Annotated in this window: 15 protein-coding genes and 1 pseudogene; 7 read left to right on the top strand and 9 right to left on the bottom strand. The window is 59.9% G+C overall.

The window, feature by feature from the left end:
- Nucleotides 1-32 precede the first annotated feature (32 nt).
- On the top strand, nt 33-1460 hold the full coding sequence (locus CN933_RS18725) for a basic amino acid/polyamine antiporter (RefSeq protein WP_102762077.1): 1428 nt from the start codon (nt 33-35) through the stop codon (nt 1458-1460).
- A gap of 168 nt (nt 1461-1628) precedes the next feature.
- Here CN933_RS18725 and CN933_RS32565 read toward each other — a convergent pair whose 3' ends face one another.
- Nucleotides 1629-1679 (bottom strand): twin-arginine translocation signal domain-containing protein, encoded by a 51-nt coding sequence (locus CN933_RS32565; RefSeq protein WP_146032676.1) that lies wholly within the window; start codon nt 1677-1679, stop codon nt 1629-1631.
- Nucleotides 1680-1782: 103 nt separating this feature from the next.
- Here CN933_RS32565 and CN933_RS18720 point away from each other — a divergent pair, with 103 nt between their 5' ends.
- The 5 genes from CN933_RS18720 (at nt 1783) to CN933_RS18695 (ending at nt 6555) form a co-directional block, all read left to right on the top strand.
- Nucleotides 1783-3204 (top strand): basic amino acid/polyamine antiporter, encoded by a 1422-nt coding sequence (locus CN933_RS18720; protein ID WP_102762076.1) that lies wholly within the window; start codon nt 1783-1785, stop codon nt 3202-3204.
- A 14-nt stretch (nt 3205-3218) separates the two neighbouring features.
- The gene (gene arcA / locus CN933_RS18715; RefSeq protein ID WP_102762074.1) at nt 3219-4478 is read left to right on the top strand and encodes an arginine deiminase; all 1260 of its coding nucleotides are present in this window, start codon (nt 3219-3221) and stop codon (nt 4476-4478) included.
- Nucleotides 4479-4588: 110 nt separating this feature from the next.
- Nucleotides 4589-4879, top strand: a complete 291-nt coding sequence (locus CN933_RS18710) for a YMGG-like glycine zipper-containing protein (protein ID WP_102762072.1) — start codon at nt 4589-4591, stop codon at nt 4877-4879.
- A 135-nt stretch (nt 4880-5014) separates the two neighbouring features.
- Nucleotides 5015-5509 carry a DUF1269 domain-containing protein gene (locus CN933_RS18705; protein ID WP_102762070.1) on the top strand — a complete coding sequence of 165 codons (495 nt, stop codon included), beginning with the start codon at nt 5015-5017 and terminating at the stop codon, nt 5507-5509.
- Between the two features lie 407 nt (nt 5510-5916).
- Nucleotides 5917-6555 carry an HdeD family acid-resistance protein gene (locus CN933_RS18695; protein WP_102762069.1) on the top strand — a complete coding sequence of 213 codons (639 nt, stop codon included), beginning with the start codon at nt 5917-5919 and terminating at the stop codon, nt 6553-6555.
- 69 nt (nt 6556-6624) lie between these two features.
- On the opposite strand, the gene CN933_RS18690 is transcribed toward CN933_RS18695, so the two are convergent.
- The 8 genes and pseudogenes from CN933_RS18690 to CN933_RS18655 all read right to left on the bottom strand — a co-directional run bounded on the left by CN933_RS18690 (nt 6625) and on the right by CN933_RS18655 (nt 14336).
- On the bottom strand, nt 6625-7677 hold the full coding sequence (locus CN933_RS18690; protein WP_102762067.1) for an AI-2E family transporter: 1053 nt from the start codon (nt 7675-7677) through the stop codon (nt 6625-6627).
- Between the two features lie 85 nt (nt 7678-7762).
- Nucleotides 7763-9067 carry a metal-dependent hydrolase family protein gene (locus CN933_RS18685; RefSeq protein WP_102762066.1) on the bottom strand — a complete coding sequence of 435 codons (1305 nt, stop codon included), beginning with the start codon at nt 9065-9067 and terminating at the stop codon, nt 7763-7765.
- A gap of 371 nt (nt 9068-9438) precedes the next feature.
- Entirely contained in the window at nt 9439-10224 is a 786-nt protein-coding gene (locus CN933_RS18680; protein ID WP_102762065.1) for a class I SAM-dependent methyltransferase, read from the bottom strand.
- Between the two features lie 61 nt (nt 10225-10285).
- Nucleotides 10286-11092 (bottom strand): annotated as a pseudogene (locus CN933_RS18675) (class I SAM-dependent methyltransferase).
- An 89-nt stretch (nt 11093-11181) separates the two neighbouring features.
- Nucleotides 11182-11712, bottom strand: coding sequence for a tetratricopeptide repeat protein (locus CN933_RS18670; protein ID WP_018096463.1), 531 nt, complete (start codon nt 11710-11712; stop codon nt 11182-11184).
- Between the two features lie 21 nt (nt 11713-11733).
- Entirely contained in the window at nt 11734-12033 is a 300-nt protein-coding gene (locus tag CN933_RS18665) for a hypothetical protein (RefSeq protein ID WP_102762064.1), read from the bottom strand.
- A complete protein-coding gene (locus tag CN933_RS18660) occupies nt 12030-13430 on the bottom strand; it encodes a type II and III secretion system protein family protein (protein WP_102762063.1) in 1401 nt (466 codons plus the stop codon). The genes CN933_RS18665 and CN933_RS18660 overlap by 4 nt, the downstream gene beginning before the upstream one ends.
- 231 nt (nt 13431-13661) lie before the next feature.
- Nucleotides 13662-14336 carry a GntR family transcriptional regulator gene (locus CN933_RS18655; protein WP_018096466.1) on the bottom strand — a complete coding sequence of 225 codons (675 nt, stop codon included), beginning with the start codon at nt 14334-14336 and terminating at the stop codon, nt 13662-13664.
- 126 nt (nt 14337-14462) lie between these two features.
- Between CN933_RS18655 and CN933_RS18650 the strand changes: the two genes are divergently transcribed.
- The gene (locus tag CN933_RS18650) at nt 14463-15467 is read left to right on the top strand and encodes a TRAP transporter substrate-binding protein (protein ID WP_102762062.1); all 1005 of its coding nucleotides are present in this window, start codon (nt 14463-14465) and stop codon (nt 15465-15467) included.
- The last annotated feature ends 55 nt before the right edge of the window (nt 15468-15522 follow it).

Raw genomic sequence — 15522 nt, 5'->3', positions numbered from 1 at the left:
AATCAGGCAACCGTGACGCAATCGGAGGCCGCATGACCAGCACTGCTCAGAAACTTTCGCTCGCTTCGCTGTCCGCGCTCGTCGTCGGTTCCATGGTGGGAGCGGGCATATTTTCACTGCCGCGCACCTTCGGCAGTGCGACTGGTCCGTTCGGAGCGATCGTGGCCTGGTGCATCGCAGGGGCGGGCATCTTCACTCTGGCTCACGTGTTCCGGGTGCTCGCGGAACGCAAGTCGGACCTCGACGCAGGCGTCTACGCGTATGCGAGCGCCGGCTTCGGCGACTATGCCGGCTTCCTTTCGGCTCTCGGCTATTGGCTGGTCGGCTGCATCGCCGATGTGTCGTACTGGGTGTTGATCAAGGCCACCCTCGGCGCGTTCTTCCCGTTCTTCGGCGACGGCAACACGATCGCGGCTGTGCTTGTCTCCTCTGTCGCGCTGTGGGGCTTCCACTTCATGATCTTGCGAGGGATCAGAGAGGCCGCGGCCATCAACACCGTCGTCACCGTGGCAAAGATCGTGCCCATTCTGATCTTCATAGTCATCCTGCTCGGTGCGTTCGAGACCGACCTCTTTCGCATCAATTTTTGGGGCGGCGCGGACATGCCCGGGGCGAGCCTTTTCGAGCAGATTCGTGCGACCATGCTGGTCACCGTTTTTGTGTTCATCGGCGTAGAGGGCGCCAGCGTCTATTCGCGCTACGCGCGCGAGCGCTCCGATGTGGGCGTGGCCACGACACTGGGGTTCGTAGTCGTATTGGGACTGATGGTGCTGGTAACCCTGCTGCCCTACGGAGTCCTGGAACGACCCGAAATCGCGGGCATGCGCCAACCATCGATGGCTTCCGTTCTGGAATCCGTCGTCGGGCCATGGGGCTCCGTCTTTGTCAGTGCCGGTTTGATCGTTTCCGTGCTCGGAGCGTATCTCGCATGGTCGCTGATCTGCGTCGAAGTGCTCTTCTGCGCCGCCAAAAACGGAGACATGCCGAGCGTACTCGCCAGGGAGAACAGCAACAAGGTTCCGGCGGCGGCTCTTTGGCTGAGCAATGGCGTGATCCAGCTCTTCCTCATTAGCACCCTGTTTTCGGAAGATGCGTTTCGATTGATGGTAAACCTGACGAGCGCAATGGTTCTGGTTCCATACCTGCTGGTGGCAGCCTATGGCTTCCTTGTCGCCAAGCGGGGCGAGAACTATGACATCAGACCTAAAGAGCGGCTCCGCGATCTGATCTTCGCGGGTGCCGCCACCGTCTACACGGCATTTATGATCTATGCCGGCGGCCTGAAGTTCCTGCTGCTTTCCGCCATTCTCTACGCGCTTGGAACGGTCCTGTTCGTCTACGCAAGGCGAGAACAGAAGAAGCCGGTGTTCGGCCCTCGGGAATGGCTCGTTTTCATAGCTGCCGTGGCCGGATGCCTTGTCGGCATCTACGGTCTCCTGACCGGCCGCATCACTATATAGATTGAGAAAAAATGAAGTAACACAAAACGTTGAAGTGTTCTTTACCCGTATGAAAGTCACGCGCGGCGATGTAGATCTCATGTCCTTGGGTAAGGATTTCATCAGCAAAGCGTTTCGCTCTTGCAATTTTGAGTATTACACGTTAACATTGTGATTAATTCAAGTACGCTATAAAGCGGCGCCAGAAGCAGATAGCATCTTCAAAAATCCACGCCGCATGCAATATCCGTAATTTCACCTGTCAAGCAAGCGATCTCCAGAGTTGTTCGCGCGTCTGCACCTCCGCAGACGCCTCTTCACCGGCGAATCCGGGAGTAATGCGATGGCGCAGAAGCTTTCCCTGTTTGCTCTGACTGGCATGGTCGTCGGTTCCATGGTCGGCGCAGGCATCTTCTCGCTCCCGCGAACATTCGGCGTCGCAACAGGGCCGTTCGGCGCAATCATCGCCTGGTGCATTGCAGGGGGCGGCATGTACATGCTGGCGCGCGTCTTCCAGTCGCTGGCGGAACGCAAGCCCGATCTTGACGCCGGCGTTTTCGCCTATGCCAAAGAAGGTTTTGGCGACTATCCCGGCTTCCTATCCGCCTTCGGCTACTGGATCGGCAGTTGCATCGGCAACGTGTCGTACTGGGTACTGATCAAGTCCACGCTTGGCAATTTTTTCCCGGTCTTCGGTGACGGCAATACTGTCGTCGCAATACTCGTCGCTTCGATCGGTATCTGGCTCTTCCACTTCATGATCTTGAGAGGCATCCAGCAGGCGGCGTTTGTCAACACCGTCGTGACCGTCGCGAAGGTCATTCCTATTATTGCCTTCATCATCATCCTGTTCTTTTTCTTCAAGCTCGACCTGTTCCGGCTCAACTTCTGGGGTGGCGAGGGGATGTCGGAGGCAGGCCTCCTCCAACAAATCCAGGCGACAATGCTGGCGACGGTCTTCGTCTTCATCGGCATCGAAGGGGCGAGCAACTATTCGCGCTATGCTCAGACGCGCTCCGATATCGGAACGGCCACGATCATGGGCTTCATCGGCGTCAGCGCGCTGATGGTACTGGTCACGCTGCTGCCCTATGCGGCCCTGACGCGCCCCGAGATCGCCGCCATGAGCCAGCCTTCGATGGCCGGAGTGCTTGCTGCCGTCGTCGGCCCCTGGGGTGCGGTTTTCATCAGCATCGGGGTGATCGTCTCGGTGCTTGGCGCCTATCTCGCCTGGTCGTTGGTGTGCGCGGAAGTGCTCTACGTAGCCGCGCGCACGGACGACATGCCCCGTCTTTTCGGCACCGAGAATCAAAACAAGGTGCCCGCAGCGGCGCTGTGGCTTACCAACATCATCGTCCAACTGTTCGTCATCAGCACCTATTGGTCGCGGGATGCGTTCGCGCTGATGCTGAACTTGACGAGCGCAATGTCGCTGATCCCCTACATGTTCGTGGCTGCCTTCGGCTTCATGCTGGCTCAACGCGCCGAGACTTACGAGGTCCGGCCGCGTGAACGCACCCGCGACCTGATCATCGCCAGCATCGCCGCCGTCTACACATTTTTCATGATTGTCGCGGGCGGCATCAAGTTCGTCCTGCTGTCGGCTCTTCTGTATGCCCCTGGCACGATCCTCTATTTCTGGGCAAGACGGGAGCGGGGCAAGCGCGTTTTCAACACATCCATCGACTGGCTGATTTTCGCGACTGCAGTCATCGGCTGCATCGCCGCGATCATCGGATTGTCCACCGGCTACCTGACGATCTGAAAAGGAGATTTGCCATGTCTTCTGAAAGCTCGACCCAGCACACTTTCGGCGTGCATTCCGAGGTCGGCCAGTTACGCAAGGTCATGGTCTGCGCGCCGGGGCGTGCTCATCAACGGCTCACGCCGAGCAATTGTGACGCCCTCCTGTTTGACGACGTCCTCTGGGTCGACAACGCCCGGCGCGATCATTTCGACTTCATGACCAAGTTGCGAGACCGCGGCGTCGACGTTGTCGAGATGCACAACCTGCTGGCCCAGACCGTGGCACTTCCCGAAGCCAGGAAGTGGATACTCGATAACCAGGTCGTGCCCAACCAGGTCGGGCTTGAGCTCGTTGACGAGATCCGCAGCTACCTCGAAGGGCTGCCCGACCGGGAGCTTGCGGAAACCCTGATAGGCGGACTTTCGACCCATGAATTCCCCGAGGCTATTGGCGGCGAAATGTTGGATTTGATCCGGGACGCTGCTGGAGTCGCAGAGTATCTCCTTCCCCCGCTGCCTAACACGCTCTATACGCGTGATACCACCTGCTGGATCTACGGCGGAGTGACCCTCAACCCGCTCTACTGGCCGGCGCGTCACGAAGAGACTATTCTCGCCACTGCGATCTATAAGTTCCATCCGGATTTCGCCGGCAAGGTCAATGTCTGGTGGGGCGACCCGACCCTGGACTGGGGGCTCGCCACACTCGAGGGCGGCGACGTCATGCCGATCGGTAAAGGTAACGTGTTGATCGGCATGAGCGAGCGAACGTCGCGGCAGGCGATCAGCCAGCTCGCCGCAACCCTGTTCGAAAAAGGCGCCGCGCAGCGCGTGATCGTCGCCGCAATGCCAAAATTACGTGCGGCTATGCACCTGGACACGGTCTTCACCTTCGCCGACCGCGACTGCGTGCTTATCTACCCCGACATTGTCAACGAAATCGAGGCATTCTCCTACAGACCGGGTGAGAAGCCGGGCTCCGTCGAGCTCCACAGGGATCGTGGCTCGTTTGTCGAAACGGTGCGGGACGCCCTGGGTCTCAAGGAAATGCGCGTGGTCGAGACCGGCGGGAACGCCTATGTGCGCGAACGGACGCAATGGGACAGCGGCGCAAATCTCGTCTGCCTCTCGCCCGGCGTGGTGCTGGCCTACGACCGCAACACCTACACCAATACGCTTCTACGCAGAGCCGGCATTGAAGTGATCACCATTACGGGCGCCGAACTCGGTCGCGGACGCGGCGGTGGCCATTGCATGACCTGCCCAATTACCCGTGATGCGGTGGATTACTGACCAAGATCGGCGGTCGCTGGCCCGGAGCGCCTCTAGCCCTGCCCTGAGAATCGTCTGATCTCTCAGCCCGATTTTCCAGAGATTGGCGCTCTCGCACAAGGAGAAATGCCATGACCCGAAGGACGATACTCCCTCTCACGCTTGCGGTTGTGGCCGCGCTTGCCGGTGGGTGCGCCACCGAACAGAACCAACGCGGCCTGGGCGGAGCTCTGATAGGCGCCGGAACAGGCGCGGTGGCGGGCCAGTTGATTGGAGGGAACACAACGAGCACCGTCGCCGGTGCGGCTGGCGGAGCTCTGGTCGGGGCCGCGGTCGGAACTGCAACGACTCCGTCCTACAACCGTGGCAACTGCAGATACAGACAGCCCGACGGGACAATCATCATCGCAAGGTGCCGATGAAACCTGCCGCCTGGCGCGCCCTGCAACCTTATTCCCGGAAGGCCGTGAACGCCTGCGCGACCGGCACCATTGGGCATTCAGGGTGCGCGCCAGGTTGCCGCTAAGCTTCGCAACTAACGTAAATGGGAGTTAGTCATGTCCAGCCTGATTGCCATTATTTATCCCAGTGAAGACAAAGCCGAAGAAGTCCGACAGCGCCTGATTGGACTGCAGAAAGAATACTTGCTCACATTGGGCGACGCCGTGATCGCGACAAAGACTGACGCAGGCAAGGTCAAGTTGAATCAACTGATGAACCTCACTGCGGCTGGTGCCGCTTCAGGAAGCTTCTGGGGTCTGCTCGTCGGTGTGCTGTTCCTCAACCCGCTGATCGGGGTGGCCGTAGGTGCGGCCTCCGGAGCAATCGGGGGCGCGCTGAGCGATGTGGGCATCAACGACGATTTCATGAAGGAACTTGCCAGAGGTCTTCAGCCCGGCAATGCGGCACTGTTCGTGCTGGTGAAGGAGATGACTGAGGACAAGGTTCGGAAGGACATATCGCCATTTGGCGGCACCATCCTGAAAACCTCACTGGATGAAAGCAAGGAGCAACTGCTGCGGGACGCCTTGCAGAAAGCGAGCGCCGCTTAGACGCCGTTCGCGCTGGTGACGACTGAACCGGACGCGCAGAAATTGGATACTCACATGGCAGGATACGGCGAAAACTTCAACCTGATGAAAATGAAGCTAATCGGCTTCGCGAGTATCATTATTGGTTTCCTCCTCGCGGCGTCCGGCTACCGATATGGCTCGTTCGGAATTGGATTGGCAGGAGTAGTCCTTCTGCTCATCGGTATAGCTTTCATCGCGGGCCACGTCCTTCGCCGAAATGAACGGCGATAGTGCGATCTGCCGCCCGGCACTGCAGGCGCAAGGTCCGTACAGACGGTCAATCCGCCCGCGGATCGATGCGCCGACGTCTTTGAAGATTTGCCGACGATCGCACCGCTTCTCGGAGCATAGTGTTTGCAACGAGCAGCCGGAGTCACGAGGAAGCCATGGCATCTTACGACACCATGCCGGTCAATGCAGGTGGCGACCCGAGCGGCCCCCCGCCTTCTGTTCGGGTCGTCCTTGGCGGCGTAATGCTTCTGGCGGGACTGGTCGTCCTGGGGGATGTGGCGTTTGCACCAGTCGTCACTCCGGCCTTCGTCGGAACCGCCGCCATCTTGGTTGGCGTGTTCGAAATCGTATATGCCTTCTGGGCGAGACGATGGGGTGGCCTGTCATGGCAAACGCTGCTCGGATTTTTATATATCGCCCTCGGCTTAATGCTAACCGACGTCGCCGGCTCGGGCGTGATGGAAGTCCTCACGAACATGGTGGCCCGCTCAGGGCGCACACAAGACTTGCTGCAAACCTACACGGTCGGCCTGCTGTTCATCCTCTCGGGCGCCGTCAGGATCTTGCTCAGCATTAGCCACTGGCGTGAGGCAGGATGGCCTATGATGCTGTCGGGAGCGTTCGGGGCCGGCGCGGGACTTGTCGTCCTGGCCGAGTTCCCGAAGACGGGCCTTTGGCTCCTTGCACTCTTGCTGGGGATCGATTTTCTGGCGCATGGCGTGGCTTGGCTGAGATTTGCATTTTTCCCCCGGCCGGACAAAACTGGAAACAATCAGGCATCGCCACCCACCTGACTGCCGGGACGGTATCGGCGCGATCGTAATCGCTTGACCCACATAGCATGGCCGACGATGACGACCGCATTATCCGCTGGGCGTCGAAGCGTCGGTTGCGATCTCCAGACCGAACAATTCTGAAAGCCACTTGCTGGACGGATGCTGGTTGCAGAAGGTCAGCAACGCGATCGTTATCGGCACGCCGATGAAGGCGCCGAAGATCCCCCATAAGTAACCCCACAAGAAAACGGAAAACAGGACCATGACAGGGGACATTGACAGCGCGCTGCCTGAGGCTCGTGGCTCGATATAACTGCCCACAACGAACTGAATGAGGTTCAAGCCCGTAAAGACAATCAAGACGGTCTCCACAGTCCCGAACTGGATAAGAGCAAAGAGCGTCGGGAACAGGGTGGACACAAGCGGCCCAAGAAAGGGGATGTAGTTGAGAGCGAACGCGATAAAGCCCCATTCCTCGGCGAGAGACAGCCCGACAGCGCGGGTGAAAATCCAAACCAGAAGCCCGGTGACGACACTCATCACGGTCCTGATCATCATGTAGCGGCGAATCTTCATAGCGGTTTGTTGGCTGCCACGAAGAAACCATGTACTGCCCGTCCGGTTTCGCATGGCCTCGAGCCTGCGCCCGAAAGCCTCCACCTCCATCAGCCCGAGCAGGACATAGACGAGCGCGATCAGCCAGAAACTCAAGGTGCTGTTAAGCCGGCCGCTTACGGCCTGTACAGTACGCACGATCCAGCCAACGCTGAAGTTCTCTGACCAGAGCATGCCAACCGCTACGCCGTGTTCCTCGAGCCACAGGCGAACCTGATCGTAGAGCTGCTGAAAACGCGCTGCATCCGCGATGAACCACCGGCCGACATGCCCGAATGCCCAGGCTATGAGCCAGCCGAACGCGACGATGGCGAGCACGACCAAGAGGAAGCTGATGATGAGCGCCAAGTGGCGAGGGAGCATAGCCTGCAAGCGGCACTGCGTCGGCCACACAAGCGCGATGATAAATAGCGCAAAAGCTACTGGGGCAAATATCGAACTTGCCATCGAGAGCATTGCGAGGAGGAGCAGAGTCGCTATCAGAATTTGGGTAGTGTAGATTATCTTCATTCTTGCGGCGGGCATGCACCTACCTCTCAGACGATCTGCTCAGTCCATCAGTAGCATGCGACGACAGCAGTCTTCGGTGGTGCCATCAGGCCGTCGTTGCTCACTGGGCGAGTGTGTTTTTGTAGATCATGCCGTCCTTCATGATGATCTTGAAGCTGTTGGCGGGATCGGCCACCAGGTCGATATTCTCCAGCGGATTGCCTTCGACGAGCAGGAGGTCCGCGAGCGCGCCTTCCTCGATCACGCCGAGCTTTCCCGGATAGGGGTTGCGCTGGCCCGACAGCGCCAGCAGTTCGGCATTGGTCCCCGTTGCCATAACGAGCGCTTCGGAAGGCGTGTACCAACGCACGAGTGAGGCAAGAATTGCTCCTTGTTGCCTCGCCAGTGCACGGGAGAACAGGACATCCGTGCCCCACGCGGTCTTGATCTTGTATTTCTTTGCCAGTTCGTACGTCCTGCCGATACCCGGCCACACCTCATCGGCCTTGGCACGCTCGACCGAACCCTCGCGAAGGCCTGTCCTCATCAATTCCGGAAGTGGCTGCAAGCTCAGCCAAATGTCCTTTTCGGCGATCAGCTTGGCAGTGGCCTCATCCATGAGGAAGCCGTGTTCGATGCACTTCACACCAGCAGCGATAGCCTTCCGGATCGCATCAGGGGTGAAGGCGTGCGCGGCGACGTAGCTGCCCCAATTCTCGGCGATTTCCACGGCGGCCCGCAATTCCGGCTCGGTAAAGGTGGTGACGTCGAGCGGGCTGAAGGGTGAAGACACCCCGCCGCCCGCCGTCAGCTTGATCAGAACGGCGCCTTGCATGAACTGCTCGCGGACGCGCAGACGCACCTCGTCGGGGCTGTCCACGACCATGGCACCCCCGCTCGTCTCCATCGGGGTGAGCAGGCCGCCCGTCCTCCTTGGCAGGTCGGTGAGCTGGCGGAAATCGCCATGCCCGCTGGTCACCGTGATCATGGCACCGGACGGATAGATGCGCGGTCCGGGGATGATGCCCCGGTCTATGGCCCGCTTGAGGCCGAACGCCGGCCCGCCCACGTCGCGAACGGTGGTGAAGCCGCGCATCAGCGTATCCGTCGCCTCATCGCCGGCCACGATGCTGGCGAAGCTGACGTCGCCCATTGCCTCTGCCGGGGTGGAAGCAGCCAACATCGCATGCCAGTGCGCATCGATCAGGCCCGGCATTAGCGTTCGCCCGTTGCCGGCAATGCGCTCAGCGCCTTCGGCTTCGATGGGGCTTACCGAAATCTCCGCGATAACATTGCCTTGGACCAGAACATTCGACGGCGCCGAAAGAGCAGCACTTTTTCCGTCGAAGATGTGGACGTTTTCGAAAAGCACGTCATCGGCGCTGGCGGTCGCGCAAAGTCCGAGCACGAGAGCCGCCGCAAGCATTTCTCTGCCAGAGCGCAGCAAGGTGAAAACGGGATGCGCAAGAAGGAACAACGCTGCAGGACGGGACGCCGCATGCACGGCAGCCTTACATTGCGTCGACTGCTGCGATCCAGAGGATTTTTGACACATGACGATCATCCCGCTTCAGGAGGAGAGGTGGTCACGCCGCAAGGACAAGTTGTAGCTTATACAATGCAGACGTCAAGAAGCGGTGGTCTCTTTCATAGTACAGGGGGGTCGAAATCTTGGCACGCCAGATCGCCGAAGGAACGGGCAACCGCGCTTCGCCGTCTCACTCATTCCCGACATCGGATACCGACACAGTGTCCACTTGGCAGACCACTTGCTGATCGCAGACTTTCTTGGCGTAGTCAGCCTCCGCCGCCTGGCCGGCGGGCAGTCATGATCCACGCGCGAGAGTCGAAAAATACGCCCTTCGGGGTCATATGCGCCTCAAGCAAGCCGCGCAGCCGCTGCAGTGGTTTGTCCGGCGGTTCATTTGCGGCCGCGAGAGCGTCCTGCACAAGATAAAGGCTGGTGAGTGCATCGAACGCGGCATCGACATCCGATCCATAGAAGACCGGCTCTCGCACGTCCGCAAAGTCGATCGAAGTAAAGCCGGCCGATCTCAGAAGGTCCGCGGCAACCGGAGGATCGCCAAGTGAAAACGGGTCGGCAGCACCTGCGGAAACCGCAATTGCCGGCGCCAGGGCTTGCCGGATGGCGCGCGACCACTCGTTACGCTCCCGGCTCTGCCATACCATCCACACAAGGCGCGCGCCGGGGCGCATGGCCCGGCCGATATTGGCAAATGCCGCCGCCGGATCGGCAAAGAACATCACGCCAAACCGGCTGATGCAAAGGTCGAAACTGCCGGTCGGGAATCCGTGAAATTGCGCGTCGCCCTGCTCGAACATCACATTCCGCAGACCCTCAGCGGCACTCCGTCGCCTTGCCTCCTCAAGCATCTCCGCGGAAATATCCACACCGATCGCTTCGCCTTGCGACGCGGCGCGGGCGGCCTCGCGCGTCGTCTGTCCTGCACCGCAGCCGATATCGAGCACCCGATCATCTGCGCCAAAGTCGGCAGCAACCCGCAGGTGGCGATTGTGTCGCGCCAATTCTGCGTCGTAAAAGTCGGCACGATCCAACGCCATAGCACTCCCTCTCTTTGTGAGGGCTGGTCCGGGAGTTTGATCCTCCCTCCCCTGCACCCCGTTACTCTCGTCTTCCCGTGTAAACCGACGTGGTCATGTTTCTGGTGACAACGCCTGCGAACTCGGTTTCGGCCACTTTCTCCAGTCCGCCGAGCAATCTTTCCCGCTCGTCCTCCGGCAGTGCCGTGACATTCGAGTAGGTCGCGTAGAGGCGTCGAACAGCGGACGGGTCCAGCTACAGGGTCCAGTCTATGAGCTCTGGCTCGTCGGACGTAAATCCAGCCTCCTCCAAGTCGGCCAGTCGCGCTCCGACATCGAGGCCGTATGGCGTCTGGGTCGTTCCGCCACCGGACGGGCTCGTACGATGGCCCGAGAACAGGTGTGCCGTTGCTCGATGAAATGGGTCGGGCCTGACACCGTCCCCGAACACGTTCCAAATGAGAGCGACGCTACCGCCGTCTCGCAGCAGTCGCTGTATGCGCCGCAGGCCGGGAACGGCATCAATCCAGTGAAACGCCGTCGCACTGACGACGAGATCGAAACTCTTTTCCGGAACTTTCAATTTTTCGAAGGGAGTTTCCACCACTTCGAGCTCTTCCTCGTCCAATCGATCGCGAAGAAACTTTGCTAGCCGCCTGTCTGGCTCTACAGCCAGAAGCCGTTGGGGCCGATCGTCAAGAAGGCGTTCGGTGGCCAGCCCGGTTCCGGCTCCAATCTCGAGGATGGAAATACCGCTTCGGAGTCCTGCGCGCTTTCGTAGCGCATCCCAGACGAGCTCCGGATAGGGCGGCCGGGCCGTGTGGTAATTCTGCGGGTCGAGCCCGAATGCCTCTTTGCCGAAGGAACGGGCAAGGACGTCACTGGCCATGGCGGTCACCCAGTTGCTGACCGTCGAAGCTAGCTGCGAAGGCGAAGCCGATCAACATCGCCCGACGGCGGGAGCCTGACGCTATGCCCTCAACTGCGGTCCAACAAGGCAAGATTGGCCTCGATCGTCTCGTCCCCCGGTAATGCCGCACGAGCTTCGAGCAGCAATTTGCGGGCTTTTGCCTTCTCGCCTCGGAGATAGTGCGAGTAGCCCATGTTGTTGACGATGCGTGGCTGGCGCCCGGCCACCTTGAGCAATTGGCTATAGGCGCGGTCCGCCAGATCGAACCGGCCGAGGCGGTCATAGCAGGCCGCCAATCCCATCAGCGCCTCGGCGTTGTCCTGCCGCAGCTCTACCGCCTTTCGAAAGTGCTTCTCGGCGAGCCCATAATTGCCGTTCATGAATTGAAGCTTGCCCTGATCGAGATCGGACTTGCTCACGTCTCCGGATGACATCAGAGCGGATGTCGGGTCAAATTCGGCACCCGACAACACCTCCGACGTCTGACAGCTCGAAAGAAGCACAGCGGCGACGATCGCCATGGCCAGTTCCGTGGTCCGGCGTTCTCCTCCCGGACGGCCCAGCACACTCCGGCCGGACTCGCCTATTGTCATCTCCATTCGCTGATCGCCGCCCTCTTGCTACTGCGTCGTGGTGTCGTTCGGATAAGGCTCACCATTTCCCCCGTTCGTCCCGTTTTGCTCCGCGTCCTGCGGCTTATATTGTTCCAGGTCGGCCGGCGTGACCAAGCTGGTCTGCTTGACCCTTGGCGGCCACGGATCGACCATCTGCATCGCGCTATTGGCCGCGATTGCATCGCCTGCGGACAGGGCTATCGTTTCGCTGCGGACGAATTCGTAGCTCTGGCACCCGGAAAGCAGGATCGACGCAAGAAAAAGAAAGCCGTGAAAGCCTTTAGGCCTGCTGCTTCTGCGGATCATTGGAGCTCCAGAAAATGGCCGGAACTCGGTGCGCGGACGACACGCGCCTGCCTCGACGCAGACCGGCCCCTGCCGTTGACCTCCACTTCATCGATATTGCCGAGAAAGAATTCAGCTTCGGTCGGCCGTTTCGTTCGATCCGACGGGCTGGCGACCTTTTTGAGGGGATCGATCGGTTTGACGAGATGAGGCGTGACGATGATCACGAGATCGGTCTCGCGGCGCTGGTAAGCCTTGGACGAAAACAACGCGCCGAGAATGGGAAGTTGCCCGAGGCCCGGCACGCGCTGGGTGATGAGATTGTTCTCGCTCTGCAGGAGGCCGGCGATCATGAAGCTCTGGCCGCTCTTGAGATCGACCGACGTCCGGGCACGGCGGACGGAGAAGCCCGGGATCGCAATGTTTCCCACCCGGTAGGAGGCGGTGTTGTCGATCGCCGATACCTCCGGCTCGATGTCGAGGGAGATAAGGCCATCGCTGAGCACGGTCGGCGTGAAATCCAGACCGACGCCGAACTTCTTATAGCTGACGGTGATGGTTCCGTCCTGCTCCGAGATGGGGATGGGGAATTCGCCGCCGGCCAGAAAGCTCGAAGTCTCACCGGAACGCGCTATCAGGTTCGGCTCGGCGAGGCGCCGGGCCATACCCCTGTCTTCGAGCGCATCGATCGCCACATCGACCGAGTAGCCCTCTCCGATGAGGCTGCCGATAAGCGAGCCGGCCGGCCTATTGGATGTCGCGCGCGGGGAGGAGTTGAACTCGACACTCCCGTTCGACCAGGCATAGGCGGCACTGATCTGGGTTCCAAGCTCCTTGCCGACGTCGCGGTTGATCTCCACGAATCTGACATTCAGCTGTACCTGTTGGGACGACGTGATCTTAATGGAATTGATGACCTCCTCGTCGCCGGCAAAGCGCGATGCTATCTGCTCCGCCTGGGAAGCTGCGACCGCGTCCGTGGCAGAGCCGGAAAGAACGATCCTTCCGTTCGCCGAGGTTACCTTTACGCTCGAGCCCGGCACCGACTGCCGGATCGTCGAGGACAGCAATTTCGTATCGAGCGTCACCTCTATGTCGATAATGCCGACCGGATTCTTTTCCGCATCGAAAATGGTGAGGCTCGTCGACCCCAGTTCATTGCCGAGAATATAGAAGGAACGATCGGTCAGAGGGGTTACGGTCGCAATCTCCGGATCCCCGATGACGATCTCATCGAATCGCTGCACGGCCCTGATCGTGATCGTCTTGCCCTTCGCAACCTTGATCGACCGCGAAAAATTCGACGAGATTTCGACCGAATCGCCGTTGGCGAAGGCCGGGGGACTGGCGCCAATGCCCGTACACAGAGCCACAACGAAGCAGAAGAACGCAAAAAGGGAGCCTCTTGACCTTGTCATGGTTCCTGTGTTCCTCCACGACACTCGGCACAATGTCGCACTTTCGTGACGCTACGTGTTGGCCGTAACCGCCGGGAGTGTTTCGAGAACCTGTCCCAAGGTCAACCAAGAATCCCCCCAAGCCACAATAAACACCCAGGAATTTTAAATAAAACCGGCAATTTTTAGTGGCCCGCGCAGCCTGTATTCTCAAGTACTGTATTGGGATCGGAATCCCTCATCGTCCGGTTCCTATCCGAGCCGGCCGCTCCGCCGGTCACGGTTCGATAGGTTTGCGACAAGGTCGCCGAAGCGGTCGCCTTGGACCGCCACATGGCTGCGCAAACCCTCCCGCGCGCCATCCGCATTGCCGGAAAGAATGGCCTCGACGATCTCTCCATGTTCCCTGAACGAGACCTTCATGCGGTTGCGAACTCTGAGCTGCAGGCGGCGATAGGGGCGAAGGCGGCGATGCAGGGTCGTGCATTGCTCCTCCAGAAAGCCGCTATGGCTCGCCGTGTATATCGCGCGATGGAAAATCTCGTTCTCGTAATAGTAGCGATCGGTCTCCTCGCCGAGAACCGCTTCCCGGCATTTCTCGTGGGCGGCCAACAGAGCCGCGCTGTCTTCCTCGGTATGCCGTCGCGCGGCAAGAGCGCCGGCCATGCCTTCCAGTTCAGCCATCACCTCGAACATTTCGTAGACGCGCTGCGGGGCCGGATCCACGACGACGGCGCCGCGCCGGGGTCTGATCTCGACGAGCCCGATCGCGCTCAGTTGCATCAAGGCTTCGCGGATCGGGGTGCGGGATACGCCGAAGCGCATGGCGAGTTGCGTCTCGTCCAGACGTTCACCCGGCTCGAACTCGCCCGTTACGATGCCGTTCTCGATATCGTCCCGCAGCTTGTAGAAAATGTTCTCGCTCATTCCTTATCCGACCGGTCCGTATGCAACAACCATCTCTCTTGTATACAAAAATCTTGACACGGTACGCAAGATGGATCCACTCTTACTACCAAGCCGGCGGGAGGCCGGCATGTCAGGGAGGAAGAAATGAGCAGTTTTCGACGGAAGTTGACGACTTCCGCTGTCGCGGCCATCTGCAGCTTGATCGCTTCCACAGCGGGTGCCCAGACCGTGTTGAAGGCGTCACACCAGTTCCCGGGGGGAAAGGGCGACATTCGCGACGAGATGGTGCAACTGATCGCCCGCGAGGTCGCCGCCGCCAATGTCGGCCTCGAAATCCAGGTGTTCCCGGGGTCGTCGCTCTACAAGCCGAACGATCAGTGGAATGCGGTCACACGGGGCCTGCTCGATATGACTTCGTTCCCCTTGGACTATGCTTCGGGCCGCCACCCGGAATTCTCCGCGACGCTGATGCCCGGCCTCGTGGGAAATTTCGATCGCGCCATGCGGCTTAACGATTCCGAGTTCATGGGGGACATCAAGAAGGTCATCGAGGATGCCGGCGCCTTGGTGATCGCCGATGCGTGGCTCTCCGGCGCCTTCGCCTCCAAGAAGAATTGCATCACCTCCCCCGACACGATCAAGGGACAGGTGATCCGCGCCGCCGGGCCGGCCTTCGAGGAGATGCTCGTGGAAGCCGGTGCTTCGATCTCATCCATGCCATCTTCGGAAATCTACACCGGCATGCAGACCGGCGTCCTGGATGCGGCTAACACCTCATCGGCGAGTTTCGTGTCCTATCGCCTGTTCGAACAGGCCAAGTGCCTCACGGCGCCGGGAGAAAACGCCCTCTGGTTCATGTACGAGCCGGTGCTGGTGTCGAAGCGCGTCTTCGATGGCCTGACGGAAGAGCAGCAGAAGGCGATCCTTGCTGCCGGGGAAAAAGCGGAAGCCTATTTCAACGAAGAGATCCGCAAGGGCGATCAGGTCATGATCGACACCTACAAGAAGGCAGGCGTCGAAGTCGTGGAGATGTCGAAGGAGGATTACGATGCCTGGCTCGAACTCGCCAAGGCATCGTCCTACAAGAACTTCGCCGCCAACGTTCCCGGCGGCGACAAGCTGATCGAAAAGGCGCTCGCCGTGAAATAAGGCGGACCGGAAGAACGGCGTGCTCCGGCGCGCCGTTCCCTTCCAGCGCAACTCG

This window comes from Sinorhizobium sp. M4_45, from assembly GCF_002885915.1.
GTDB classification, from domain to species: domain Bacteria; phylum Pseudomonadota; class Alphaproteobacteria; order Rhizobiales; family Rhizobiaceae; genus Sinorhizobium; species Sinorhizobium meliloti_A.
This window is presented reverse-complemented; position numbering and strand designations above follow the sequence as displayed.